The sequence below is a fragment of the Nocardiopsis sp. N85 genome (assembly GCF_028882275.1).
Classification (GTDB): Bacteria; Actinomycetota; Actinomycetes; order Streptosporangiales; family Streptosporangiaceae; genus Nocardiopsis; species Nocardiopsis lambiniae.
This window is the reverse complement of the sequence record NZ_JARBUT010000002.1, coordinates 50,243-74,035: the sequence shown is the minus strand read 5'-3', so window position 1 is coordinate 74,035 and position 23,793 is coordinate 50,243. Positions and strand designations below refer to the sequence as shown.

The window sequence follows — 23,793 nt, the reverse complement described above, 5'->3', positions numbered from 1 at the left end:
CGTCGGGTTAGGGTGCGGGGGTATCACCACCCCCGCACCCGAGGACCCGACCCATGATCAAGGTGCTGCTCGTCGAGGACGACGTTCGCCTCGCCGACGCCCTCGCCGGGGCGTTGGAAACCCACGGTTACACCGTCACCCAGGTGCGCACCGCGCAGCGGGCGCTGGCCGCCGACCCGGCCGACATCGTGCTGCTCGACCTCGGACTGCCCGACATGGACGGCGTGGAACTGTGCCGGATGATCCGGGAACGCCACGACGTCGGCGACACGGCGATCATCATGGTGACCGCGCGCGGCCAACAGCGCGAACGGGTGCGCGGACTGCGCTCCGGCGCCGACGACTACGTGGTCAAACCCCTGGCCATCGAGGAACTGTGCGCCCGCATGGAGGCGGTGCTGCGCCGCACCCGCCGCCCCTCCGACGAACCCCTGATCGCGGGACCCCTGCGCATCGACCCGGCCGGGCGCACGGTCGAACGCGACGGCGCCCGGGTGGAGGTCACCCGCAAGGAGTTCGACCTGCTGCTGGCCCTGGCGCGTGAGGCCGGCACCGTCCTGTCCCGCGAGCACCTGCTGCTGCGCGTCTGGGGGACCACCTGGTCGGGGACGCTGCGCACCCTGGAGGTGCACGTGGGCACCCTGCGCGCCAAGCTCGACGTTCCCGGCCTCATCGAGACGGTGCGCGGGGTCGGGTACCGGCTCACCGTCGCCCACGGACCGGCGGACGCGTCGGCGGACGCCGTTCCGGCGGCGTCACGGCACTGATCCGGGGCGGGCCGATGCATCGCCGTGTCATCACCGTGTACGTGACCCTGCTGGTCGCCGCCTGTCTCGGGCTCTCCCTCCCCCTGTGCGGCAGCATCGCCGCCCGGGGCACCTCCGACATGCTCCTGGACCGGATCAACGACACCGCCCGGTTCGCGGGTATCGCCGAACCCGCGGTCCTCACCGGCTCCGGGGGCATCCTCACGGCCGAACTGACCGCCTACGACCGCCTCTACGGCATCTCCGCCATCGTCGTGGACCGCGAGGGCGGGGTGGTGGCCGCGTCCCGGCCCGGCCTCGACATCACGGACATCGACCCCGGGCGGCGGTCCGACGACCCGATGCCCGAGGCGGTCCGCAACGCGCTGGCCGGCAACCGGATGGGCGCCGACCGGGTGGTCTACCCCTGGCAGGACGGCCCCCTCATCGTCGCCGAACCCGTCGGCCGGTCCGGTGAGGTCGTGGGCGCGGCCGTCACGGCCTCGCCCACCGCGTCGCTGCGCCGGGCCACCCTCGTCCAGTGGGCCCTGGCCGCGGCGGCGGTCACCGCGCTCATGATCGCGGGCATCGCCGCGGCCGGGCCGCTCACCCGGTGGATCCTGCGGCCCATCGACGACCTCGACGAGGCCACCCGCGCGGTCGCGGGAGGCAGTCTGGACATCCGGGTGCGCACCGCCGCGGGGCCGGTCGAACTGCGACGCCTGGGGGAGTCGTTCAACAGGATGGCCGACACCATCACCGCGATGCTGGAGAGCCAGCGCGTCTTCGTCGCCTACGCCGGGCACCAGGTGCGCAACCCGTTGGCGGCCCTGCGGCTGCGGGTGGACGCCCTGTCGAGGCACCTCACCCCCGAGGGCCGCACCGGACACAGGCTGGCCCTGGACGAGGTGGACCGGCTCACCCGCATCTGCGACAGCCTGCTCACCCTGGCGCGCACCGAGGACACCGAGCACTCGACGGTGTGGGAGGACGTCGGTGAGGTCGTCCGGGACCGGCTGCTCTCATGGGAGCCCATCGCCGAACGGGCCGGGGCGACCCTGCTCCAGGAGGGCGGGGACGGGATACGGGTCCGGTGCGTGGAGGGCACGCTCGACCAGACCCTGGACGCGCTCATCGACAACGCCCTGAAGTTCGGGGGGGAGGGCGTGCGGATCACCGTGCGCGTCCACGGGTCCCCACCCGGGCCGGACGGGGAGGGTCACGTGGACGTGCACGTCGTCGACGACGGTCCCGGCCTGCCGGAAGGGCAGCTGGCACAGGCCACCCGGCCGTTCTGGCGCGACGGCGGCGTGGGCGGTTCGGGCCTGGGCCTGTCCATCGTCGTCACCCTGCTCGAACTCCAGGGGGCCTCGCTCACCCTGCGTCCCGCGCGCCCCCAGGGGATCGACGCGCGGATCCGCCTGGTCACGGAACCGCGGCCGATTCCGCCACCCGATCGTGCGCGTATTTGACCTCCTGGTAGTAACCGGCGGCCCCGGGGTGGAGGGGCACCGGCAAGGTGGCGATCGCCGACCGGGGGTGCAGCTGGAGCGCCACCGGGTGGATCTCGGCGAGTTCGGCCCGGGAGTCGAAGAGCAGCCGGGTCAGCTCCTCGGCGGTGGGGCGGGGCATGCCCGCGCCCACCACCAGCAGACTCGGCACACCGATGGTGCGCACCGCCGGTACGCCCGGGTAGGTGCTCGCCGGTACCGGCAGCTCGGAGAAGTAGGCCCCGTGCTCCTCGCTCAGGGCGTTGACGTGCTCGGACAGGTCCAGCAACCGGATCGGGAAGCGCTCGGCGAGGTCGGCCACCGCCTGGGTGGGAAGCCCGCCCGACCAGAAGAAGGCGTCGATGGCGCCCCGCTCCAGGGCCGAGGCCGATCCGCCGATGGACAGCCGCAACCGGTGCACCCCCGCATCGGGGCCGCCGTCCTCCTCCAGCCCCACCAGGTCCAGCAGCCGTTCGGCCATCATCTCGGTACCCGAACCCTTCGCCCCGACCGACACCGTGCTCCCGGCCAGGTCGGACAGGGACCGGTACGGGGAGTCGGCCCGCACCACCACGTGGGTGTGGTTGTCGTACAACCGGGCGATCGCGTTGATCGGCAGGGGCTCGTCGAACGGCGGGTCGCCCGCCACGGCCAGCGCCGACACGTCCGCCAGGGTGAAGGCCGCGTCCAGGGAGCCCTCGGCCACCAGCCGGTTGTTCTCCACGCTGGCCGCGGTGGTGAGCGCGGTGATCCGCACGTCGCCGTGCGAGGACGAGACGATCCGCGCCAGCGCCGCGCCGTACTCGTGGTACACGCCGCCGGTCCCGCCGGTGCCCAGGGAGAGGTGTACCGGGGGCGCCTCCCGTGGCTCGGCCCGGGTGAGCAGCGGCGTGGACACCGTCAGCACGAGGAGGGCCGCGGTGAGGGGCCACACGAGGCTCAGAGAGGACCGCGACATGCTCGAACGATAGCAAGTCGGGGGAAACCTCAGAGGAACCTCAAAAGGTGAGGACGGACGGGGGGTTTCCGGGAGGTGCCGGTTACGTTTCTCGGCAACGGAGTGGCGTGCGACACACCCGCTCTCCGGTGCGGTCCCCCCGATCCCGGGGCGCACGGGACCGCCGCCCACCGCTCCGTGACAGCCCCCGAGGAACACCCGAGAGGACCCCTGACCATGCGACGCGCCCTCCCCTCCCTGGCCGCCCTGTCCACCGGTGTCCTGCTGTTGACCGCCTGCACCCAGCCCGCGGAATCCGGCGGGGACGAGGAGGTGGAGATCGGCTCCGGGCCCGTGCAGAACCAGCTGAGCATCGCCACCGGCGGCACGGCGGGCGTCTACTACCCGATCGGCGGCGCGCTGAGCGGCATCATCGGCGACAACATCGAAGGACAGTCGGGCTCCGTCGAGGCCACCGGCGCCTCCGTGGAGAACATCCGCCTCCTCGGGTCCGGCACCGCGCACATGGCCATCGTGCAGGGCGACGCCGCCGACCAGGCCGCCACCGGCACCGCCGACTTCGAGGGCGCCCCCGTCGAGACCTACTCCCTGGCCGTGCTCTACCCCAACGTCTTCCACGCGGTCACCCTCGACCCCATCGCCGAGTCCAAGGGGTTCGAGTGCTTCTCCGACGTGGTGGAGAGCCGCTACTCCGTCGGTGACGTCGGCAGCGGCAACGAGGCCACCACCAACCAGGTCTTCGCCTCCCTGGAGATCGCCGGCGACCAGATCGAGATCGACCAGCTCGGCTACGCGGAGACCGCCAGCGCCCTCCAGAACGGCCAGCTCGACGCCGGCTCCTGGGTGGTCGGCGAAGGGCACGCAGGCATCACCGAGCTGGGCACCACCGACGACCTCCACCTCATCCCGCTCTGCGACGACGAGCGCTCCGCGGTCGTCAACGGCTACGGCGGCTACACCGAGCACACCATCGCCGCGGGGACCTACCCGGGTGTCGACGAGGACGTCCCCACCATCGCCGTGTGGAACGCCCTCGTGGTCAGCGGCGGCTTCAACGAGGACCAGGCCTACGAGATCACCAAGGCCATGTTCGAGAACATCGACGCGGTGCTCGACGTGTACGCCCCGGCCGAGGAGTACCTGGTCGCCGAGACCATCCTCAACAGCCCGGTCCCGGTGCACCCCGGCGCCCTGCGCTACTACGAGGAGCAGGGCATCGAGATCCCCGAGGAACTCCGCCCCTGACGTAGGACCCCGTGAAGACGACACCCGACCGCGACGCGGCCCCCGGCACCGCCGGGCGGCCGCGTCCCGGGGGCCCCGGTCCCGGGGCCCCCGTCGACCGCGACGTGCGCACGGCCGCACTGCTCACCGTCGCCCTGGCGCTCCTCGGCGCACTGGTGTGGCCGGTCCACCCGGCCCTGCGCGTCGCCGACGAGGGCGCCGTGATCGGACACCTCCCCCTGGCGGAGGGAGAGGTGTTCACCGTCTCCTACGTGCACTCCATCGACCGCCTGCCGATCGAGGAGGACCTCGTGGTCCGCGACGGACACCTCGTCGTCGACGCCACCCGGATCCGCCAGTTCGGCGCCGGTATGGGGCAGATCCCCGGTGAGGGGAACGGCCGGGCCGAAGGGCCGTGGTGGGTCGTCGAGGACATGGGCCGCGACATCGGGCCCGTCCTGGCCCTGCGGGTCGGCGCCCCCGCCATCGACCACCGGATCCGCACACCCGATGCCGAGGTACGGCTCTCCCCGTGCCTCGCCGCCCACCGGGTGACCGTGGAGCCGGTCCGCCTCTCCACTCTCCACCTGCCGCTCACCCGCGTGCCCGCACCGGACTGCTGACGCTCCGGGGCGCCGCCCGACCACCGCCTCCGCCGCCGGGATCCCGCATACGACCGCGCCCCCGACGGCCCCCTACGGACGACCCGAGGAAGACCATGGCCGAGACACCGTCACAGGCACGGGGGGACACCCCCGGACACGAGGGGGAGGAGACCGCGACCGTCCCCGCCACGGAGGGGACGGCGACGTCCACCGCGACCGACGGGGACACCGCGGACCGCGGACCCGGGTTCGGACGCCGGCGCACCGGCACGTCCGCCGACGTGCTCCCCGACGTCGAGGGGGAGGACGACGGGGCCGGACCCGTCTGGAAGCGGATGGCCGTCGAACGCTGGGGCGAGGGGCCGCTCGCCACCACCGTCGGCGTCCTGGTGCTGGTCCTGGCCCTGGGCCTGGGCCTCTTCCAGATCCACATCGCCCTGCTGGGCGGCTTCGACGCCCGTCAACAGCGCCTCATCCACCTGCTGTTCGTGCTGGTCCTGGTGCTGCTGGTCAAACCGTCCCTGCCCGGTCGCGCGGGACGGTCGATCCCCGCCCTGGTCTTCGACACGGTGCTCATCGGCGCGGCCTTCGTGACCAGCCTCTACCCGATCGTGTACCAGCAGGAGCTGGCCTCCAGAGCGGGCGCCTACACCGACCTCGACTGGATCATGGGCCTGATCGCCATCGTCGTCCTGCTGGAGGCCACCCGGCGCACGGTCGGCATGGTCATGGTGGTGATGGTCGCCGCGTTCATCTTCTACGCGTGGGTCGGTCCGCTCGTCCCCGGCCAGTTCGGGCACTCCGGCGCCACCATCCAGCGCATCGCCACGCACTCCTACCTCGGTGACGGCGTCTACGGCCTCACCCTGGGCGTGGTCGTCACCTTCGTGTTCGTGTTCATCCTGTTCGGCGCCCTGCTGTCCAAGACCGGCGGTGGCAGCTTCTTCGTCGGGCTGGCCTACGTGCTCACCGGGCGCATGGTCGGCGGCCCCGCCAAGGGCGCGGTGCTCAGCAGCGCGCTCATGGGCTCGGTGTCCGGCAGCGCCATCGCCAACGTCGTCAGTACCGGACCGTTCACCATCCCCCTGATGAAGAAGGTCGGGTACCGCAGGCACGACGCGGCGGGGGTGGAGGCCGCGGCCTCCACCGGCGGCCAGATCCTCCCGCCCATCATGGGCGCGGGCGCGTTCATCATGGCGGAGCGCACCGGCATCCCCTACGCCGACATCGTCAAGGTCGCCATCATCCCCGCGCTCATGTACTTCGGGGTGATGTTCCTGTTCGTGGACATCCTCGCCCGCAAGTACGGCATCGGGGTGGCCCGCGACTCCGACCTGCCCCGCATGCGCGCGGTCATGGCGGCGGGCTGGCACTTCCTCGCGCCCCTGCTCCTGCTCATCGTCCTGCTGCTCAACTACGTGCCCCCGACCCGGGCCGGCCTGTGGGCCTGCGGCGCCCTGTTCCTCGTGGCCATGCTGCGGGCCGCCAGCCGGCTGGGGCCCCGGGACATCCTGGAGGTCTTCGTCCTGGCCGCCCGCAACACCATGCCGGTGTCGGTGGCCTGCGCGGTGGCGGGCATCATCGTCGGCATGGTCGGGCTGACCGGCCTGGGACTGGTGCTGTCCGACGTCCTGGTCACCGTGTTCGCCGGAAGCCTCCTGCTCACCCTGCTCATGGTGGCGATCGCCTCGCTCATCATGGGCATCGGCCTGCCGGTGACCGCCGCCTACGTGGTCCTGGCCGTGCTGGCGGTCCCCGCCCTCCAGGAGTTGGGGCTGGCGGTGATCGTCGCGCACATGATCGTCTACTGGTACAGCCAGGACTCCAACGTGACACCGCCGGTGGCCTTCGCCGCGTTCGCCGCCGCCGGCGTGGCCAACGCCTCCCCGATGCGCTCGGGACTGTCGGCGTGGAAGTTCGCCAAGGGGCTCTACCTCATCCCGATGCTCATGGCCTACTCGGCGCTCATGGAGGTCGACGGCCCGATCACCGACCTGGCCGTCGCCGTCGTCAGCGGATGCGTGGCCCTGGCCACGGCGGCCATCGCCCTGGAGGGCCACTTCCTGAGGCCGGTCGCCGTCGGCGAACGGATCGCGTTCGTCGTCGCCTCCCTGCTGATCATGATCGCTCCGGAGTGGAGCGCCCTGTTCGGGGCGGCGCTGTCGCTCGGCGTGGACTCCTCCTGGTTCGTCCTGGCCGGATCCGTCCTGGGGACCGCCCTCATCGCCCTCCAGGTGATCGCGCACCGACGGAACCGGAACACCGCTCCCGCGACGGCCGACGGCACGCCGACCCCCGTCGCCTGACCGCCCGCCCGCCGCGCCCCTACCCGTTCACGTGGGCGCGGCGGGCGCACCCGTGCCGCCCGGTCATCCGCCCCGGTCCCGCCGGCGCGGCGGGAACGCTACCCTCGGCGACATGTGGCGATGGAATCCCGGCGACCCGAGAGCGACCTCCGGAGTCCCGATCGACAGTCTCCTGACCTCCGCCTCCCTGGGCACCGACCCCATGCTCCGGGCGGCGGCCGAGGCGATCGCCGAGGGTGACCTCGCCGACGCGCTGCCCCTGCTCGCCGAGACCCGCGACGACCCCGAGGCGCGGGTGGCGACCGTCGAGGTGCTCGGCCGGGCCGCCGCCGACCGGGTCGACGAACTGGGCGACCTCATGGACACCGCCGACCGTGCCGACGTCCTCCTGTGGCTCGGCCACGCCCTGCTCACCGGTGCCCTGCGCGCACACGGCGGGACCGCCGAGCACAAGGCCGCCGAGGCCGGACTCGACGACGCCCGCCGGCTCCTGAAGGCCGCCGCCGAACTGCGCCCCGACGACGCCGCCCCCTGGACCGCGTTGCAGACCGTCGCGATGGGCGCGGGCGCGGACCGGGAGACCAAGGACCTGCTGTGGACGGAGATCCACCGGCGCGCCCCGCACCTGTTCGCCGCCCACATGGGCCGGGTGCGGATCCTGTCCCCGGCGCGCGGCGGCAGCGAGGAGGAGATGTTCGCCTTCGCCGGCGCCGCCGCCGACACCGCTCCCGAGGGCGATCCGCTGCCCGCCGTACTGGCGCTGGCGCACGCCGAGTTCCTGCGCGCCGAGTACAAACGGCTCACCGCGGAGGGCACCATGGCCTTCATCGCGGACCGGACCCTGGGGCGGCTGCACGGGGAGGCCGTGACCGAGCTGTTCGACCTGGCCCGGGGCTGGGCCGAACGCGCCGCCCCGCACCCGCGCGACGTCCAGGCGCACCACCTCTTCGGATGGGCCTTCCACCGGGTCGGACTCGCCGACGCCGCGCGCTGGCACCTGACCGCCGTCGGCAACCTGTACTGCGACGTGCCCTGGGCCTTCTTCGGAGACCCCCGCCGCCAGGTCGCCCGGGCCATGGAGGAGCTGGGCGTTCGACCGGGCGGAGCCGGGTAGGGGTACTCGGGCGCGGACGGTCACCACGGGGGACGGTGGGGACATGACCCGCACGTCCCCCGCGTGGCGCACATCCCCCGCGTGGTGTGGAGCCGCCGCGGTGGCGCGGGTTTCGTCGCCGCCACGAGGAGAAGCACTCATCGGAGCGGCCCGGGGGGCGAAACGTGAGGAAAAGACTTGGCCAACGTGCCGGCCCACAGGTCACAATGCACGGGTGCTACTGACGATCACCACCACCGCGACCCCGGAGGCCCCGGCCACCGACCTCGGCTTCCTGTTGCAGAAACACCCCGACAGGGCGCAGAGCTTCGAGCAGTCCTTCGGGACCGCCCACGTGTTCTACCCCGAGGCGACCGAGGAACGGTGCACGGCGGCCCTGCTCCTGGAGGTCGACCCCCAGGCGCTGCTCCGGACGCGCACCTCCGTCAGCACACCCGACTTCGCCCTGGCCCAGTACGTCAACGACCGCCCCTTCGCCACCTCCTCGCTGTTCACGGTCGCGCTGGGCCGGGTGTTCCGTTCCGCGCTCAAGGGCGACTGCCGGGCACGGCCGGAACTGGTCACCACGCCCCTGCCCCTCGAACTGCGCCTGCCCGCCGTCCCGTGCCGGGCCGGCGCCGACAAGGCCCGCGCCCTGTTCGAACCGCTCGGCTGGCGGGTGACCGCCGAACCCGTGCCGCTCGACCCCGGTCTGCCCGACTGGGGCGACTCCCACTACCTGTCGCTCACCCTCACCGGTGAGCAGGTGCTGTCGGAGGCGCTGAGCCACCTGTACGTCCTGCTGCCCGCGATGGACGGCAACAAGCACTACTGGGTGGACCGCACCGAGATCGACAAGCTCCTGCGCGCCGGCGGCCTGCGCGTCACCGACCCCGAGGCCGAGACCACCGAGGAGGATCCCGACACGGAGGCCGGGTCCCGATGGCTGGCCCGTCACCCCGAACGCGCCTGGATCACCCGCCGCTACCTCAATCGGCGCGCCACCTACGTGCGCACCGCCCTGGCGCGGTTGGCCGAGGCCGACGACGTCGCCGAGGACGAGGGCGTCGACGACCCGAGCCTGGAGGAGGCCCCCGTGGTCACCCCCGAGGGGGAGGAGCGCCCGCCGTCCCTGGCCGAACAGCGCGCCGGGGCGGTCCTGGCGGTCCTGCGCGCGGAGGGCGTCTCCAGCGTGCTCGACCTGGGCTGCGGCTCCGGGGCGCTGCTGACGAAACTGGTCGCCGACCCCACCCTGGAGCGCGTCACCGGCGTGGACGTCGACACCGTCTCCCTCCAGATGGCGCACCGCCGGACCTGCCGGGGCTGCGCCCCCGGCAACAGGCGGCACCGGAACCTGTTCGCCGACGCCGAGGGGACGAGGGAGAAGGGCACCCGGCCGCCCCGCCCCGACCTGCTCGTCGGTTCGGCCGTGTACCGGGACGCCCGGTTCGCCGGACACGACGCCATCGTGCTGATGGAGGTCGTCGAGCACCTCGACCCGGCGCGGCTGCCCGCCCTGGAGGAGACCGTGTTCGCCTCCGCGCGGCCCCGGATCGTCGTGGTCACCACGCCCAACGCCGAGTACAACGTCCACTACGAGGGCCTGGCCGACGGCGCCTTCCGCCACGCGGACCACCGCTTCGAGTGGAATCGCGCGGAGTTCACCCTGTGGGCGGACGGCGTCGCCGAACGCAACGGCTACACCGTCCGCTACCTGCCGGTGGGTCCGGAGGACCCGACCACCGGTTCCCCGACCCAGATGGGAGTGTTCACACGATGAGCACCGATGAGACCGCTCCGGACGCCGCACCGCGCGTCCTCGGCGTGCCCGCCATGGGACTCGTCGTGCTGGTCGGCGTGTCCGGTTCCGGCAAGTCCACGTTCGCGGCCCGGCACTTCCGGTCCACCGAGGTCATCTCCTCCGACTTCTGTCGAGGGGTGGTCAGCGACGACGAGAACGACCAGAGCGCCAGCGCGGACGCCTTCTCCCTGCTGCACACCGTGGTGGACATCCGGCTGCGCCGCGGCCTGCTCACCGTGGTGGACGCCACCAACGTGCAGCCCAGGGCCCGCGCCGAACTCCTGGCCATCGCCAAGGCCAACGACGTGCTGTCCACCGCGATCGTCCTCGACGTCCCCGAGGCGTTGGCCCGGGAGCGCAACCGGGTCCGCCCCGACCGGGACTTCGGCGACCACGTGATCCGACGGCAGCGCCGCGACCTGCGCCAGAGCCTCAAGTACCTGCGCAAGGAGGGGTTCCGCAAGATCCACGTCCTCGACGGCGTGGAGGAGATCGAGCGGGTCGCCATCGAACGCGAGCGCGCCTGGCCCGACAGGCGCGAACTCACCGGCCCCTTCGACGTCATCGGCGACATCCACGGCTGCCGGGAGGAACTGGAGGAGCTGCTCACCACCCTGGGTTACGCGATCGCCCGCGACGACCGGGGCAGGGCCGTCGGCGCCCACCACCCCGAGGGACGCACGACGGTGTTCGTCGGCGACCTCGTGGACCGGGGCCCCGACACCCCCGGCGTACTGCGCCTCGCCATGGGCATGGTCCGCGACGGCGACGCCCTGTGCGTGCCCGGCAACCACGAGAACAAGCTGATCCGGGCGCTCAAGGGGGCCAAGGTCCAGACCACCCACGGGCTCGCCGAGTCCCTGGAACAGCTGGGCCGCGAGAGCGAGGGGTTCCGCAAGGAGGTCCTCGACTTCTGCGACGGCCTGGTCAGCCACCTCATCCTCGACGAGGGGCGACTCGTGGTCGCCCACGCCGGACTCAAGGAGGCCTACCACGGCCGGGCCTCCGGGCGGGTGCGCTCCTTCGCGCTGTACGGGGACACCACCGGGGAGACCGACGAGTACGGGCTGCCGGTGCGCCTGCCCTGGGCCCGCGACTACCGGGGCAAGGCCGCCGTCGTGTACGGACACACCCCCGTGCTCAAGGCCGAGTGGGTCAACAACACCCTGTGCCTGGACACCGGTTGCGTGTTCGGCGGACGGCTCACCGCGCTGCGCTACCCCGAACGCGAGATCGTCGACGTCGCCGCCCGCGAGACCTGGTACGAGCCCTCCCGACCGCTGGGAGGCGAGACCGCCGACGGTCCGACGGAACGCTCCGACGCGGTCGTGGACATCACCGACGTCGGCTTCGGCGACCACGGCTCCGGACAGTTCGTGGAGACGGAGCACGGGGCCGTGCGGACCAACGGGGCGAGCACCCTGGGCGCCCTGGAGGTGATGAGCCGGTTCGCGGTCGACCCCCGATGGCTGCTGTACCTGCCGCCGACCATGGCCCCGGCGCCCACCAGCGCCGAGGCCGGGTACCTGGAGCACCCCACCGAGGCGTTCGCCTGGTACCGGGGCGCCGGCATCGGGCAGGTCGTCTGCGAGGAGAAGCACATGGGCTCGCGCGCCGTCGCCGTGCTGTGCCGCGACGCCGAGGCCGCCGAACGCCGGTTCGTGCCCGGGGAGTTCGGCACCGTGTACACGCGCACCGGCCGGCCGTTCTTCAACGACCCGGTGCTCCAGGCCGAGGTGATCGACCGGCTGCGCGCCGCCGTCACCGAGGCCGGACTGTGGGACCGCCTCGGCACCGACTGGATCGCGCTGGACGGGGAGATGCTGCCGTGGTCGGCCAAGGCCCGTGAGCTCATCCGTTCCCAGTACGCCTCCGTGGGCGCGGCGGCCCGCGCCTCCCTGCCCGCCGCCGGCACCGCCCTGGCCGCCGCCGCCGCGCGCGGCCTGGACGTGGGCCGACTGGTGGAGAAGGTCGAGCGGAGCACGGTGCGGATGGAGGAGTTCAGCCGGGTGTACCGGCGCTACTCCTGGGACACCGACGGGATCGCCGGCCTGCGGTTCGCGCCGTTCATGGTGCTCGCCACCGAAGGGCGCGAGTACACCGACGCCGACCACCTGTGGCACATGGCCATCGCCGAACGGCTCGCCGAGGCCGACCCGCTGGTGCGCGTCACCCGTTACCTCGTGGTGGACACCACCGACCCCTCCGCCTGCGCCTCCGCCGCCTCCTGGTGGAAGGACATGGTGGACGCCGGCGGTGAGGGCATGGTCGTCAAGCCGCTCCAGGGCGCCCGCGCCGAGGGCGGCAAGGGGCTGACCCAGCCCGGTCTCAAGGTGCGCGGCCCCGAGTACCTGAGGATCATCTACGGTCCCGACTACACCGACCCGGACCGGCTGGAGGTCCTCAAGGACCGTGGCCTGGGCCGCAAGACCGGCCTGGCCATGCGCGAGCACAAGCTGGGCCTGGAGTCCCTGGCCCGGCACGCCCGCCGCGAACCGCTCTGGCGGGTGCACGAGCCGGTGTTCGCGGTCCTGGCGCTGGAGACGGAGCCGGTCGACCCGCGTCTCTGAGAGGGAGTGCCCCTTCGGCCCTGCGCCGCGCTTCGGTTCGTGCGAGGCCGCCCGGGGAACGGGAACCTTCGGCCGCTGCGTCGACGTCCTCGTGCCTCGGGCGTCTCCTGCGCCGGCCTCCAGAACCCCGTGGGCGGCCGTGCCTCCTGTGAACCTGCGCTGCGCTTCGGTTCGTGCGAGGCCGCCCGGGGAACGGGAACCTTCGGCCGCTGCGTCGACGTCCTCGTGCCTCGGGCGTCTCCTGCGCCGGCCTCCAGAACCCCGTGGGCGGCCGTGCCTCCTGTGAACCTGCGCTGCGCTTCGGTTCGTGCGAGGCCGCCCGGGGAACGGGAACCTTCGGCCGCTGCGTCGACGTCCTCGTGCCTCGGGCGTCTCCTGCGCCGGCCTCCAGAACCCCGTGGGCGGCCTCGCGGGGGCGCGATTCGGCGGATCGCACGAAGGGAGGACGGAGTGGCACTGGGCGGATCACACCAACCCGGTGCCGCTTCGTCTTGTTTTCACGTTCTCTCTTTCGACCGGACACGGACAGGCGTCATGATGTCCCCGCCCCCTTACTCCCCAGTACCCCGGAGAGAACGTGTCCCCCGATCGACCACGGCGCATGCTCGCGCCGACGTCCGCCGCGGCAGCGGTGATCCTGGCCGCGGCTTTGGGAGCGGCCCCGACCGCCCTCGCCGACGCCACCACCCCGGTGATCGCCGAGGTCTACGGCGGCGGTGGCAACAGCGGCGCCGTGCTGCGCCACGACTTCGTCGAGCTGGGCAACCCCACCGGGGTCGCGCTCGGCCTCGACGGATGGAGCGTCCAGTACCTGCCCGCCTCCCCGGGCGCGAACACCCGTGCCCAGGTCACGCCGCTGTCCGGGGAGATCCCCGCCGACGGCCGCTACCTGATCCGCCAGGCCGCCGGCGCCGGGGGAGAGGTCGACCTGCCCACCCCCGACGCCGTGGGCTCGGCCAACATGGCCGCCACCTCGGGCACGGTCCTGCTCGTCTCCGGCACCGCGCCCGTCGAGTGCCGCACCGCCGCCGCCTGCGCCCAGGACGAGACGATCATCGACGTGGTCGGCTACGGCAGCGCCGTCATCCGCGAGGGCGCGCCCGCCCCGGCGCTGACCAACACCACCGCGGCCGCCCGCGATGACTCCCTCACCGACACCGACGACAACGCCGCCGACTTCCGCGCCGGTGAGCCCACTCCCGTGAACGCGGCGGGGGAGGGCCTCGGCGAGGGTCCGGAAGACCCCGGAGGTCCCGAAGAGCCCGGCGACCTGCGCATCCACGACGTCCAAGGCGTCACCCGCACCTCCCCGTACGCCGGGGACACCGTGACCGGGGTACCCGGTGTGGTCACCGCGATCAACGCCTTCGGCAGCGCGCGCGGCTTCTGGTTCCAGGATCCCGAGGGCGACGACGACCCCCGCACCAGCGAGGGCCTGTTCGTGTTCACCGGTTCCACCACACCCGCCCTGGCCGTGGGCGACGAGGTCCTGGTCTCCGGCCGGGTGAACGAGTACCGGCCCGGCTCCGGCACGCAGACCATCACCCAGCTCGACCAGGCCGTGTGGACGACCCTGTCCACCGGCAACCCGGTACCGGAGTCGGTGACGCTGGAGGCGGGCGTCATCCCCGCGACCTACGCCCCCGACCACGGCGGCGACATCTCCGACCTCGAACTGCTCCCCGACACGTACGCCCTGGACTTCTGGGCCGCCCACGAGCACATGATGGTCCGGATCGAGGACGCCCCCGTCATCGCCCCCACCGACCCCTACTCCGCCTTCTGGGTCACGGTGGAGCCGGACCACAACCGCACCGCCAACGGCGGCGTGGTCTACGGCTCCTACGACGACCCCAACGCCGGCCGGGTCAAGATCGAATCGCTGCTGGACCGCGACGTACGCCCGTTCCCCCAGGTCAACGTGGGCGACACGCTCGCCGGGGTCACCGAGGGTCCGGTGTACTACAGCCGGTTCGGCGGCTACCTCGTCCGCGCCACCGCCCTGGGCGAGCACGTGCCCGGCGACCTGGAGCGCACCCCCGTCCGCGACACCGCCCGGCACGAGGTCTCCATCGCCACCTACAACGTCGAGAACCTCGGCGGGCAGGACGACCAGGCCAAGTACGACGCGCTGGCCACGGGGATCGTCGAGTACCTCGGCGGGCCCGACATCATCGGACTGGAGGAGATCCAGGACGACAACGGGGCCGTGGACGACGGCACCGTCGACGCCGGGGTCACCCTGGACCGGCTGGTGGCGGCGGTCGAGGCACAGGGCGGGCCCGCCTACGAGTGGCGGCAGATCAGCCCCGAGGACAAGCAGGACGGCGGCGCCCCCGGCGGCAACATCCGCAACGCCTTCCTCTTCGACCCCGCGCGCGTGCGGTTCGTGGACCGCCCGGGCGGCGACGCCACCACGGCCGTCGAGGTCGTCCAGGGGGCCCGCGGCCCCGAGTTGTCGGTGTCCCCGGGACGCATCGCCCCGAAGGACCCGGCGTGGGAGTCCAGCCGCAAGCCGCTGGTCGGTCACTTCCGCGCGCTCAACCGCGACATCTACGTGGTGACCAACCACTTCAACTCCAAGGGCGGCGACCAGGCGCTGCACGGGGTCGCGCAGCCGCCGAACCGCACCAGCGAGACGCAGCGCAACGCCCAGGCGGAGCTCGTCGCGGACTTCTCCGAGGAACTGCTGGCCGTGGACCCGAACGCGAACCTGGTGGTCATGGGCGACCTGAACGACTTCCAGTTCTCCCGCACCCTGGAGATCCTCGCCGGGGACGGGCCGCTCCACAACCCGATGACCGACCTGCCCGCCGGCGAACGCCACAACTACGTGTTCGACGGCAACTCCCAGGCCCTGGACCACATCCTGGTCAACCAGGCCCTGGCAGGCCGAGTCGACTACGAGGTCGTGCGGATCAACTCCGAGTTCCACGACCAGGTCAGCGACCACGACCCGCAGGTGCTGTGGCTGGACACCCGCCGCTCCACCCCGCCGGGCCGGTACTGACCGACCCCGCACCACCGCGCCCGGCCGGAACGGACCCGTTCCGGCCGGGCGCCGTCGTGTCCGTGGCCTCCGGCCGCCGGGTGAACCTATCCTGGTGGACACCCGTCGCGCGGCGGGTGCTCCTCTCAGCAGGGAAAGCGAAGATGAACGTACTGCTCACCGGCGGGGCCGGGTACATCGGTTCGCACACCGCGGTCGAACTCCTCCAGGCCGGACACCGGGTCGTCGTCCTGGACAACCTGGTCAACAGTCACGCCGAGTCGCTGCGCCGGGTCGAGCGGATCACGGGGCGGGCCCCCGTCCTGGAGAACGGCGACTGCGCCGACCGGGCCACCGTCGCCCGGGTCCTGGCCGATCACGACATCGACGCCGTCGTGCACACGGCCGGCCTCAAGGCCGTCGGCGAGTCCGTCGCCCAGCCCCTGCGCTACTACCGCAACAACCTCGACGCCCTGCTCTCCCTCGTCGAGGTCATGGACGAGCACGACGTCCGCGACCTCGTGTTCAGCTCCTCCGCGACGGTCTACGGCGACCCCGAGACGGTGCCCATCCCCGAGGACGCCCCGCTGAGCGCCACCAACCCCTACGGCGCCACCAAGCTCTTCGCCGAGCGGATCCTGGGCGACCTGGCCGCCGCCGACCCGCGCTGGCGGATCATCTCCCTGCGCTACTTCAACCCCATCGGGGCCCACTCCAGCGGTCTCATCGGCGAGCACCCGCAGGGGGTACCCAACAACCTGCTCCCCTACATCGCGCAGGTCGCCGCGGGCCGCCGTGAGTTCCTCCAGGTCTTCGGCGACGACTACGACACCTCCGACGGCACCGGCGTCCGCGACTACCTGCACGTGGTCGACCTGGCCCGCGGCCACCTGGCCGCACTGGACCACCTGGCCGACGCCCCCGGTCACCGGGTCTACAACCTCGGCAGCGGCAAGGGGTACTCGGTCCTGGAATGCCTGCGCGCGTTCGAGCGGGCCGTGGGCCGCCCCCTCCCGTACGAGGTGGTGGAGCGCCGCCCCGGGGACATCGCCGTCTGCTACGCCGACCCCACCGCCGCCGCCCGTGACCTGGGCTGGAAGGCCGACCGCGACCTCGACGAGGCCTGTGCCGACACCTGGCGCTGGCAGTTCGCCAACCCGAGCGGATTCGCCGGCTGAGCGCGACCGCACACCCACCGAGGATCAGCCGGGCACGCCCAACGCCCTAGACTGGGCGTATCCCTGAACTCCTGCGGAAGGTCCTCCGTCGTGTCCGTTGGTGCTGACAGCACGTTCGACACCGTTCTCGTCGTGGACTTCGGCGCGCAGTACGCGCAGCTGATCGCCCGACGGGTGCGCGAAGCTCACGTGCACAGCGAGATCGTGCCCTCGACCATGCCGGTGGAGGAGATGCTCGCCAAGAAGCCGAAGGCGATCATCCTCTCCGGCGGCCCCTCGTCGGTGTACGCCGAAGGGGCCCCCAACGTCGGGGCCGAGCTGTTCGAGACCGGGGTCCCGACCTTCGGCATCTGCTACGGCTTTCAGGCGATGACCCGGGCCCTGGGCGGAACGGTCGACAAGACCGACCTCAGCGAGTTCGGCCGCACCGAGCTGAACGTCGTCGCCGAGGACTCCCTGCTGTTCGCCGGGCTGCCCACCGAGCAGCTGGTCTGGATGTCCCACGGCGACTCGGTGATCGAGGCCCCGCGGGGATTCCGTGCCGTCGCCACCACCACGGGCGCCCCGGTCGCCGCGTTCGAGGACACCGACCGCCGCCTCTTCGGCGTTCAGTTCCACCCCGAGGTCCTGCACAGCGAGCACGGCCAGGAGGTGCTGCGCCGCTTCCTGTACGAGGGGGCCGGTTGCCGGCCCACCTGGACGATGGTCAACATCGTCGACGAGCAGGTCGACCGCGTCCGCGAGCAGATCGGCGACAAGCGCGCCATCTGCGGCCTGAGCGGCGGCGTGGACTCCGCCGTGGCCGGCGCCCTGGTGCAGCGCGCCGTCGGTGACCAGCTCACCTGTGTGTTCGTCGACCACGGCCTGCTGCGCAAGGGCGAGGCCGAGCAGGTCGAGAAGGACTTCGTCGCGATCACCGGCGCCAGGCTCAAGGTCGTCGACGCCGAGGAGCGCTTCCTGACCGCGCTGTCCGGGGTCACCGACCCCGAGGAGAAGCGCAAGATCATCGGCCGGGAGTTCATCCGCGTCTTCGAGCAGGCGGCCCGCGAGGTCGTCGCCGAGAGCGGGGAGGACGGCAGCGAGGTCGAGTTCCTGGTCCAGGGCACCCTGTACCCGGACGTGGTGGAATCCGGTGGTGGCACCGGCACCGCCAACATCAAGTCCCACCACAACGTGGGCGGTCTGCCCGACGACCTCCAGTTCACCCTGGTGGAGCCGCTGCGCGAGCTGTTCAAGGACGAGGTCCGCAAGGTCGGCGAGGAGCTGGGCCTGCCCCCGGAGATGGTGTGGCGCCAGCCGTTCCCCGGGCCGGGCCTGGGCATCCGCATCATCGGCGAGGTCACCCGCGAGCGTCTGGACGTCCTGCGCGAGGCCGACGCCATCGCCCGCGAGGAGCTCTCCCGCGCCGGGCTGGACCGCGAGATCTGGCAGTGCCCGGTGGTGCTGCTGGCCGACGTCCGCTCCGTGGGCGTCCAGGGCGACGGTCGCACCTACGGTCACCCCGTGGTGCTGCGCCCGGTCAGCAGCGAGGACGCCATGACCGCCGACTGGTCGCGGGTTCCCTACGACGTGCTCGCCAAGATCTCCAACCGGATCACCAACGAGGTCCGCGAGATCAACCGGGTGACGCTCGACGTCACCAGCAAGCCCCCGGGCACCATCGAGTGGGAGTAGCCCGACGGCCCTCCCCGCCCACGTGAAAGGGGGCTCGGCGCGCACGCGCCGGGCCCCCTTCCGCGTACACGGGGTCAGTCGGTGAACTCCTCCGCCAGCAGGACCTCGGTGGGCGCCACGTCCGGCGAGTGCCGGAGCAGGAGCGCCTGGGGGCGCGCCGTCTCGGAGATGGTGAACACCATCGTTCCGGAGACGGCGGTCTCCGGGGTGACGGCGGCACCCCACAGGGGCTCGCCCTCCTCGATCCGACTGGGCCGCGAGGCCGTGATCGGAAGGCCCTCCCCGGTGACCAGTGCCTGGTCGGTGTAGTCCAGGGCGAGCGCCTGATCGCCGAGGTTGCTCATCCGCACGTCGAACACGCAGTACTGGCCGCCGGACTCCACCCGGGTCTCCCGCGTGGGGATCTCCGAGAGACCGCACTCCATGTCGAGGATCTCGAAGTGGACCCGGCCGTCGAGCGAGGTGGCCGCCATCACTCCCGACCCGGCGCCCGGTTCCGGAGCGCCGTCGTCCGTCGCGTCGTCATCGTCCTCGGGGGCCCCGGTCGAGGGGGTCCCGGCCTGCGGGCCGCCGGTACCGCCGGCATCGTCCCGGTCGGTCAGGTTGGACACCACGTAGAGCAGGAGCAGCAGCGCGACGATCAGGGCCACGGCGGACACCGCGGCGATGATGAGGATCCCGCGCCGGTTCGCCGGGGTGGTGGGACGGTGCGGGGGCGGGGGCACCGGCGGCACGTAGGGCTGGGGCCCCGGGCGCGACGCCTGCTGGTCGGCGGGCGGCACGACCGGGATCGCCCCCGTGGAGGCCGGGTGCTGGGCCTGCTGCGGCCCTCCGGGCGCCCCCGTCCGGGGCCGGGCGACCGGCGGTCCCTGCGGCGGGTGCCCGGTCACCGGATGCCCCGGCGGCGCGGACTGCTGTTGACGTACGAAGGTGCCGCTCTGATGAGCGGGGTTCATCTGGGGCGCGGGCGCCTGGGGCGGACCTGCCGCGGGCGGTGCCTGGTAGGCCCCGGGGGCCGGATGGCGCATGCCCGTCATGGTCTGGTGGCCGCCTTGCGGCGGGTGCGGCATCTGCGGGACGGGCGGGGGCAGGTTGGGCCGCCACGACTGGTGCAGCGCGTGCGACACCATGTCGTTGGGGTTGGAGGTGTCCTCGCCGCCCGCCAGTTCCAAGAGCAGGTCCTGGGCGGTGGGGCGGCGGTTCGGGTCCTTGTCCAGGGCGCGCAGCACGAGCCGGTCCAAGGGGCTGACGAGGTTGCCGATCTGGGGTTCGGCGAACAGCACCCGCTTGCCCAGCGTCATGGCGTCGCCGTTGCCGAAGGGATGAGTGCCGTTGCCGGCGAAGGCCACCAGGCAGCCCCAGGCGAAGATGTCCGCCTTGGTGGTGACCTGCTCCTCCAACAGCTGCTCCGGCGCCATCCAACCGGGACTGCCCATGACGATGCCCGTCTGGGTGTGGTTGGTGGCGGTGTTCATCGCCCGGGCGATGCCGAAGTCGATCACGCGCGGACCCGACAGCGACAACAGCACGTTGGCGGGTTTGAGGTCGCGGTGGACCAGGCCGGTGCGGTGGATCGCGGCCAGCGCGGCGGCCACCCCCAGCGCGAACCCGTGCAGGGTGGAGGAGTCCAGCGGACCGTTCTGGGAGATGTGCTCGGCCAGGGCGGTACCGGCGATGTACTCGGTCACCATGTACGGACGGTTCTCGAACGTTCCGTGGTCGAGGACCTTCGCGGTGCAGAAGGAGGCGACCTTGCGGGCGTTCTCCATCTCGTCGCGGAACCGCGCCCGGGTCGCCTCGTCGAAGGCGAGCTCGGGACGGATGACCTTGATCGCTACCTGGTGGTTCCGCTCCGGCAGACCACCGAGGTAGACGGTGCCCATGCCGCCACTACCCAGCTTCCCGGACAGCACATAGGGACCGATGGTGGCCGGATCCCCGGCGCCCAGCGGTTCCAGGTTCTTCGGGAGCCCATCCGACGGCAAGTGACCCTCCCCGACGGTGTCCAAACTCCGCCTTGCCCCAAGGTAGCGGCGTTTGTGCCCTGATTCCCACTCACGGACCGGATCGGGCCGTTCACAGGAGGGGCGGTGACTGACATGACAATGGTGACGATCCCCGAATCCCGCCCTTGGTTCCCGTTTCCCGCCGAACATCGTGTTCCGGTCGATGGCAGGGGGTGAACACGGAGGTTCCCCCGCGGGGGTACGTGTTCACGCAAGATGGGGGTCCTTTACGATTGGGGACTCGTGACAGCTGATACCACCGTAACCGTGCGGGTTCCCGCGAAGGTCAACCTCCAGTTGGCGGTGGGGCCCGGACGTGAGGACGGGTTCCACGACCTCGTCAACGTTTTCCACGCCGTCTCACTGTTCGATGAGGTTACCGTCCAGGAGGCGCGACCGCGCAGCGGGCGACCCGACGGTAGCACCTCGCCGGGGGAGGGCCCCCTCCTCGCCGGACTGACCGCGAACGGTCACTCCGTCTCCCACCTGTCGCGTGTGCCCCTGGACTCGTCGAACCTGGCGGCCGGCGCGGCCGAGCTCCTGGGCGGGGAGACGGGTCTGGGCCGTCCGGTACGGATCCACCTGGAGAAGCGCATCCCCGTCGCGGGCGGGATGGCCGGCGGCAGCGCCGACGCGGCGGCCGCCCTGGTGGCCTGTGATCGGCTCTGGGGGGCCGACCTGCCCCGGGAGACGTTGCTCCGGCTGGCCGCCGAACTCGGCAGTGACGTGGCCTTTCCCCTGCTGGGCGGGACCGCGGTGGGCCGAGGCCGGGGTGAGATCCTGGAACCGATGGACAGCCCCGGCCGATACCGCTGGGTGTTCGCGCTGTCCCCGCACGGGTTGTCCACGGGGGCGGTGTTCGGGGAGTACGACCGGCTGCGGCCGGACGCGCCCGCGCCGGAGCTGAGCACCGCGCTGAGCCGGGCGCTGGCCGCGGCGGACCCGGTGGCCCTGGGGCGGGCGCTGACCAACGATCTCCAGGAGGCGGCGCTGTCGTTGCTGCCGGAGCTGGAGCGCACGCTCAAGACGGGCGCGGCGGCCGGTGCCCTGGGCGCCGTGGTCTCCGGGTCCGGTCCGACCTGCGCCTTCCTGGTCGGCGGTGGCGCCGAGGAGGCGTCGGTGGTGGCCGAGCGCGAGGCCGCGGTGGTGGCGTCGCTGGAGGCGAGCGGGTTGTGCGAGCAGATCGTGCGGGCCGAGGGGGACGTCCCCGGAGTCGTCTTCGTATGACATAAATCACCCTCGCTTCCCCGGAGGGGGTCCCTGGCGTCCGTATTGACCTTAACCATGGTTTAGGTCGAAGACTGGGTCCATGCCGACGACAGCCGCTCTCACGCGATACGCCGACCTGCCGGCCCTCATAGGACTCATGGAGGGCGACGAGAAGCACAGCGTGGCCGCCCACTCCACGCTCGACGTGCTCTGGGTGCTCTACGACCGCGTTCTCGCCGTCGCCCCGGAGACCGCCGACGATCCGACCCGGGACCGCTTCCTGCTGTCCAAGGGACACGGCCCCGCCGCCTTCTACGCCGTCCTCGCCGCCAAGGGCTTCCTCGACGTGTCCGCCCTGCGCGGGTGGACCACCTTCGACTCCCGGCTGGGCCACCACCCCGACCGGGTGCTCGTCCCCGGAGCCGAGATCGGCAGCGGATCCCTGGGCCACGGCCTGCCCCTGGCCCTGGGCACCGCGCTGGGACTGCGCGCCCAGGGCCTGCGCCGCCCCGACGGGGCCGAACCGCGCACGGTGGTGCTCATCGGCGACGGCGAACTCGACGAGGGCAGCAACCACGAGGCGATCGCCGCCGCCGGACGGCTCGGAGTGGGATCCCTCACCACCGTGGTCATCGACAACGGATCCGCCCTGCACGGTTGGCCGGGCGGGATCGCCCGCCGCTTCGAGACGGAGGGCTGGGCCACCCGCGAGGTCCACGGCCGCGACCACGACGCGCTCCAGGAGGCGTTCACCCGGCCCTGGGGCGCCCGGCCGCTCGCCGTCGTCGCCCGTGTCCGTCCCACCGCCTGATGCCGCCACAGACCCGAGGGAGCACGACCATGATCCGCACCACGGCGGGGAGCACCGTCAACGGGATCCCCATCCGGCCACGGCCGCCCGAACCCGGTCCGAGCGGAATGCGGGAGACGTTCGGCGCCGTCGTCTCCGAGGAGATGGAACGCGACCCCCGCGTGGCCGTCGTCCTCGCCGCCATCTCGTCCGGGATGTTCCGCCGGGCCGCCGCCCGCCACCCCGGCAGGGTCATCGACCTCGGTATCCGGGAACAGGCGATGATCGGCGTCGCCGGCGGGCTGGCCCTCACCGGGCTGCGGCCGGTGGTGCACAGCTACGCCCCGTTCCTCGTGGAACGGCCCTTCGAGCAGGTCAAGCTCGACCTGGGCCACCAGGAGGCGGGTGCGGTCCTGGTGGGCATCGGCGGTTCCTACGACGCTTCGGAGGAGGGCCGCACCCACCAGGCGCCCGGGGACGTCGCCCTGCTCGACACCCTGCCCGGATGGACGATCCACGTGCCCGGCCACGCCGACGAGGTGCGCGACGCCCTGCGCGACGCGCTGCCCGGCGATGACCGGGTGTACCTGCGCCTCTCGGGCACCGCGAACCGGGCCCCGATGCCCCTCACCAAGGGACTGACGGTGGTGCGTTCCGGCTCGCCCCGTGCCGCCGGGGTGGTGGTCGCCGTCGGACCCATGCTCGACCGCACCCTGGAGGCCACCGCCGACCTCGACGTCACCGTCGCCTACACCGCCACCGTGCGGCCCTTCGACCGTGCCGGGTTGAACACCCTGGTCGCGGCCGCCGGCAACGCCGACGTGATGCTGGTCGAGCCCTACCTGGGCGGCACCTCCGCGCACGAGGTCGCCGAGGCGCTGTCCGACCGCCGGCACCGGCAGCTCGGCCTGGGCGTGGCCCGGGACCTGGAGCTGCGGGCCTACGGCACACCGGCCGATCACGCTCGGGCGCACGGGCTGGACGCCGAGGGGATCGCCCGGTCCGCGAGGGACTTCTTCCTGGCGTAGGTCCGCGTTCGGAACACCCCTCGATGTCCGGTGGGGGCGAAGCACTGATATCCAGGGACACGGACCAGCCCGGGGCCTTGCGTGGTGCGGCCCCGGGCCCGCCCGTTCCGGGCGCCCCCTTTTTCT

Annotated in this window: 16 protein-coding genes; 14 read left to right on the top strand and 2 right to left on the bottom strand. The window is 72.4% G+C overall.

Translation table 11 applies throughout. The features are described 5' to 3' along the window. Positions 1-53: 53 nt before the first annotated feature. Positions 54-767 (top strand): response regulator transcription factor, encoded by a 714-nt coding sequence (locus PWG71_RS04320; RefSeq protein WP_274808194.1) that lies wholly within the window; start codon positions 54-56, stop codon positions 765-767. Positions 768-781: 14 nt separating this feature from the next. Beyond that, a complete protein-coding gene (locus PWG71_RS04315; RefSeq protein ID WP_274808193.1) occupies positions 782-2,218 on the top strand; it encodes a sensor histidine kinase in 1,437 nt (478 codons plus the stop codon). On the opposite strand, the gene PWG71_RS04310 is transcribed toward PWG71_RS04315, so the two are convergent. After that, entirely contained in the window at positions 2,172-3,194 is a 1,023-nt protein-coding gene (locus PWG71_RS04310; protein WP_274808192.1) for a TAXI family TRAP transporter solute-binding subunit, read from the bottom strand. The two genes, PWG71_RS04315 and PWG71_RS04310, sit on opposite strands and share 47 nt — an antisense overlap. Positions 3,195-3,410: 216 nt before the next feature. Between PWG71_RS04310 and PWG71_RS04305 the strand changes: the two genes are divergently transcribed. From PWG71_RS04305 to guaA, 9 genes are all read left to right on the top strand, one after another. Further along, positions 3,411-4,439, top strand: coding sequence for a TAXI family TRAP transporter solute-binding subunit (locus PWG71_RS04305; protein WP_274808191.1), 1,029 nt, complete (start codon positions 3,411-3,413; stop codon positions 4,437-4,439). Between the two features lie 11 nt (positions 4,440-4,450). Then, positions 4,451-5,041: a DUF1850 domain-containing protein gene (locus tag PWG71_RS04300; RefSeq protein WP_446724975.1), complete on the top strand. Its 591-nt coding sequence runs from the start codon at positions 4,451-4,453 to the stop codon at positions 5,039-5,041. A gap of 95 nt (positions 5,042-5,136) precedes the next feature. Beyond that, a complete protein-coding gene (locus PWG71_RS04295) occupies positions 5,137-7,329 on the top strand; it encodes a TRAP transporter permease (RefSeq protein WP_274808190.1) in 2,193 nt (730 codons plus the stop codon). Positions 7,330-7,441: 112 nt separating this feature from the next. After that, the gene (locus PWG71_RS04290; protein ID WP_274808189.1) at positions 7,442-8,443 is read left to right on the top strand and encodes a hypothetical protein; all 1,002 of its coding nucleotides are present in this window, start codon (positions 7,442-7,444) and stop codon (positions 8,441-8,443) included. A gap of 214 nt (positions 8,444-8,657) precedes the next feature. After that, complete coding sequence (locus PWG71_RS04285) at positions 8,658-10,202, top strand: 3' terminal RNA ribose 2'-O-methyltransferase Hen1 (RefSeq protein ID WP_274808188.1); 1,545 nt, start codon at positions 8,658-8,660, stop codon at positions 10,200-10,202. Continuing rightward, on the top strand, positions 10,199-12,793 hold the full coding sequence (locus tag PWG71_RS04280) for a polynucleotide kinase-phosphatase (RefSeq protein ID WP_274808187.1): 2,595 nt from the start codon (positions 10,199-10,201) through the stop codon (positions 12,791-12,793). Before PWG71_RS04285 ends, PWG71_RS04280 begins: the two co-directional genes overlap by 4 nt. Before the next feature lie 577 nt (positions 12,794-13,370). After that, positions 13,371-15,803 (top strand): endonuclease/exonuclease/phosphatase family protein, encoded by a 2,433-nt coding sequence (locus tag PWG71_RS04275; protein ID WP_342455939.1) that lies wholly within the window; start codon positions 13,371-13,373, stop codon positions 15,801-15,803. Positions 15,804-15,946: 143 nt separating this feature from the next. After that, positions 15,947-16,960 (top strand): UDP-glucose 4-epimerase GalE, encoded by a 1,014-nt coding sequence (gene galE / locus PWG71_RS04270; RefSeq protein WP_274808185.1) that lies wholly within the window; start codon positions 15,947-15,949, stop codon positions 16,958-16,960. A 90-nt stretch (positions 16,961-17,050) separates the two neighbouring features. Next, the gene (gene guaA / locus PWG71_RS04265) at positions 17,051-18,634 is read left to right on the top strand and encodes a glutamine-hydrolyzing GMP synthase (protein ID WP_274808184.1); all 1,584 of its coding nucleotides are present in this window, start codon (positions 17,051-17,053) and stop codon (positions 18,632-18,634) included. A 74-nt stretch (positions 18,635-18,708) separates the two neighbouring features. Here the strand turns inward: guaA and PWG71_RS04260 are convergent, their stop codons facing one another. Beyond that, positions 18,709-20,619 (bottom strand): serine/threonine-protein kinase, encoded by a 1,911-nt coding sequence (locus PWG71_RS04260; RefSeq protein WP_274808183.1) that lies wholly within the window; start codon positions 20,617-20,619, stop codon positions 18,709-18,711. 237 nt (positions 20,620-20,856) lie between these two features. On the opposite strand from PWG71_RS04260, the gene PWG71_RS04255 reads away from it, so the two are divergent. The 3 genes from PWG71_RS04255 (at position 20,857) to PWG71_RS04245 (ending at position 23,667) form a co-directional block, all read left to right on the top strand. Beyond that, complete coding sequence (locus tag PWG71_RS04255) at positions 20,857-21,867, top strand: 4-(cytidine 5'-diphospho)-2-C-methyl-D-erythritol kinase (protein ID WP_274808182.1); 1,011 nt, start codon at positions 20,857-20,859, stop codon at positions 21,865-21,867. 82 nt (positions 21,868-21,949) lie between these two features. Beyond that, positions 21,950-22,660, top strand: coding sequence for a thiamine pyrophosphate-dependent enzyme (locus PWG71_RS04250; protein ID WP_274808181.1), 711 nt, complete (start codon positions 21,950-21,952; stop codon positions 22,658-22,660). Between the two features lie 107 nt (positions 22,661-22,767). After that, entirely contained in the window at positions 22,768-23,667 is a 900-nt protein-coding gene (locus PWG71_RS04245) for a transketolase family protein (RefSeq protein WP_274808472.1), read from the top strand. Positions 23,668-23,793 lie beyond the last annotated feature (126 nt).

Coding starts and splice junctions, on each gene's coding strand:
- PWG71_RS04320 (WP_274808194.1), top strand. CDS start 54: ATGATCAAGGTGCTGCTCGTCGAGGACGACGTTCGCCTCGCCGACGCC.
- PWG71_RS04315 (WP_274808193.1), top strand. CDS start 782: ATGCATCGCCGTGTCATCACCGTGTACGTGACCCTGCTGGTCGCCGCC.
- PWG71_RS04310 (WP_274808192.1), bottom strand. CDS start 3,194: ATGTCGCGGTCCTCTCTGAGCCTCGTGTGGCCCCTCACCGCGGCCCTC.
- PWG71_RS04305 (WP_274808191.1), top strand. CDS start 3,411: ATGCGACGCGCCCTCCCCTCCCTGGCCGCCCTGTCCACCGGTGTCCTG.
- PWG71_RS04295 (WP_274808190.1), top strand. CDS start 5,137: ATGGCCGAGACACCGTCACAGGCACGGGGGGACACCCCCGGACACGAG.
- PWG71_RS04290 (WP_274808189.1), top strand. CDS start 7,442: ATGTGGCGATGGAATCCCGGCGACCCGAGAGCGACCTCCGGAGTCCCG.
- PWG71_RS04280 (WP_274808187.1), top strand. CDS start 10,199: ATGAGCACCGATGAGACCGCTCCGGACGCCGCACCGCGCGTCCTCGGC.
- galE (WP_274808185.1), top strand. CDS start 15,947: ATGAACGTACTGCTCACCGGCGGGGCCGGGTACATCGGTTCGCACACC.
- PWG71_RS04255 (WP_274808182.1), top strand. CDS start 20,857: ATGGGGGTCCTTTACGATTGGGGACTCGTGACAGCTGATACCACCGTA.
- PWG71_RS04250 (WP_274808181.1), top strand. CDS start 21,950: ATGCCGACGACAGCCGCTCTCACGCGATACGCCGACCTGCCGGCCCTC.
- PWG71_RS04245 (WP_274808472.1), top strand. CDS start 22,768: ATGCGGGAGACGTTCGGCGCCGTCGTCTCCGAGGAGATGGAACGCGAC.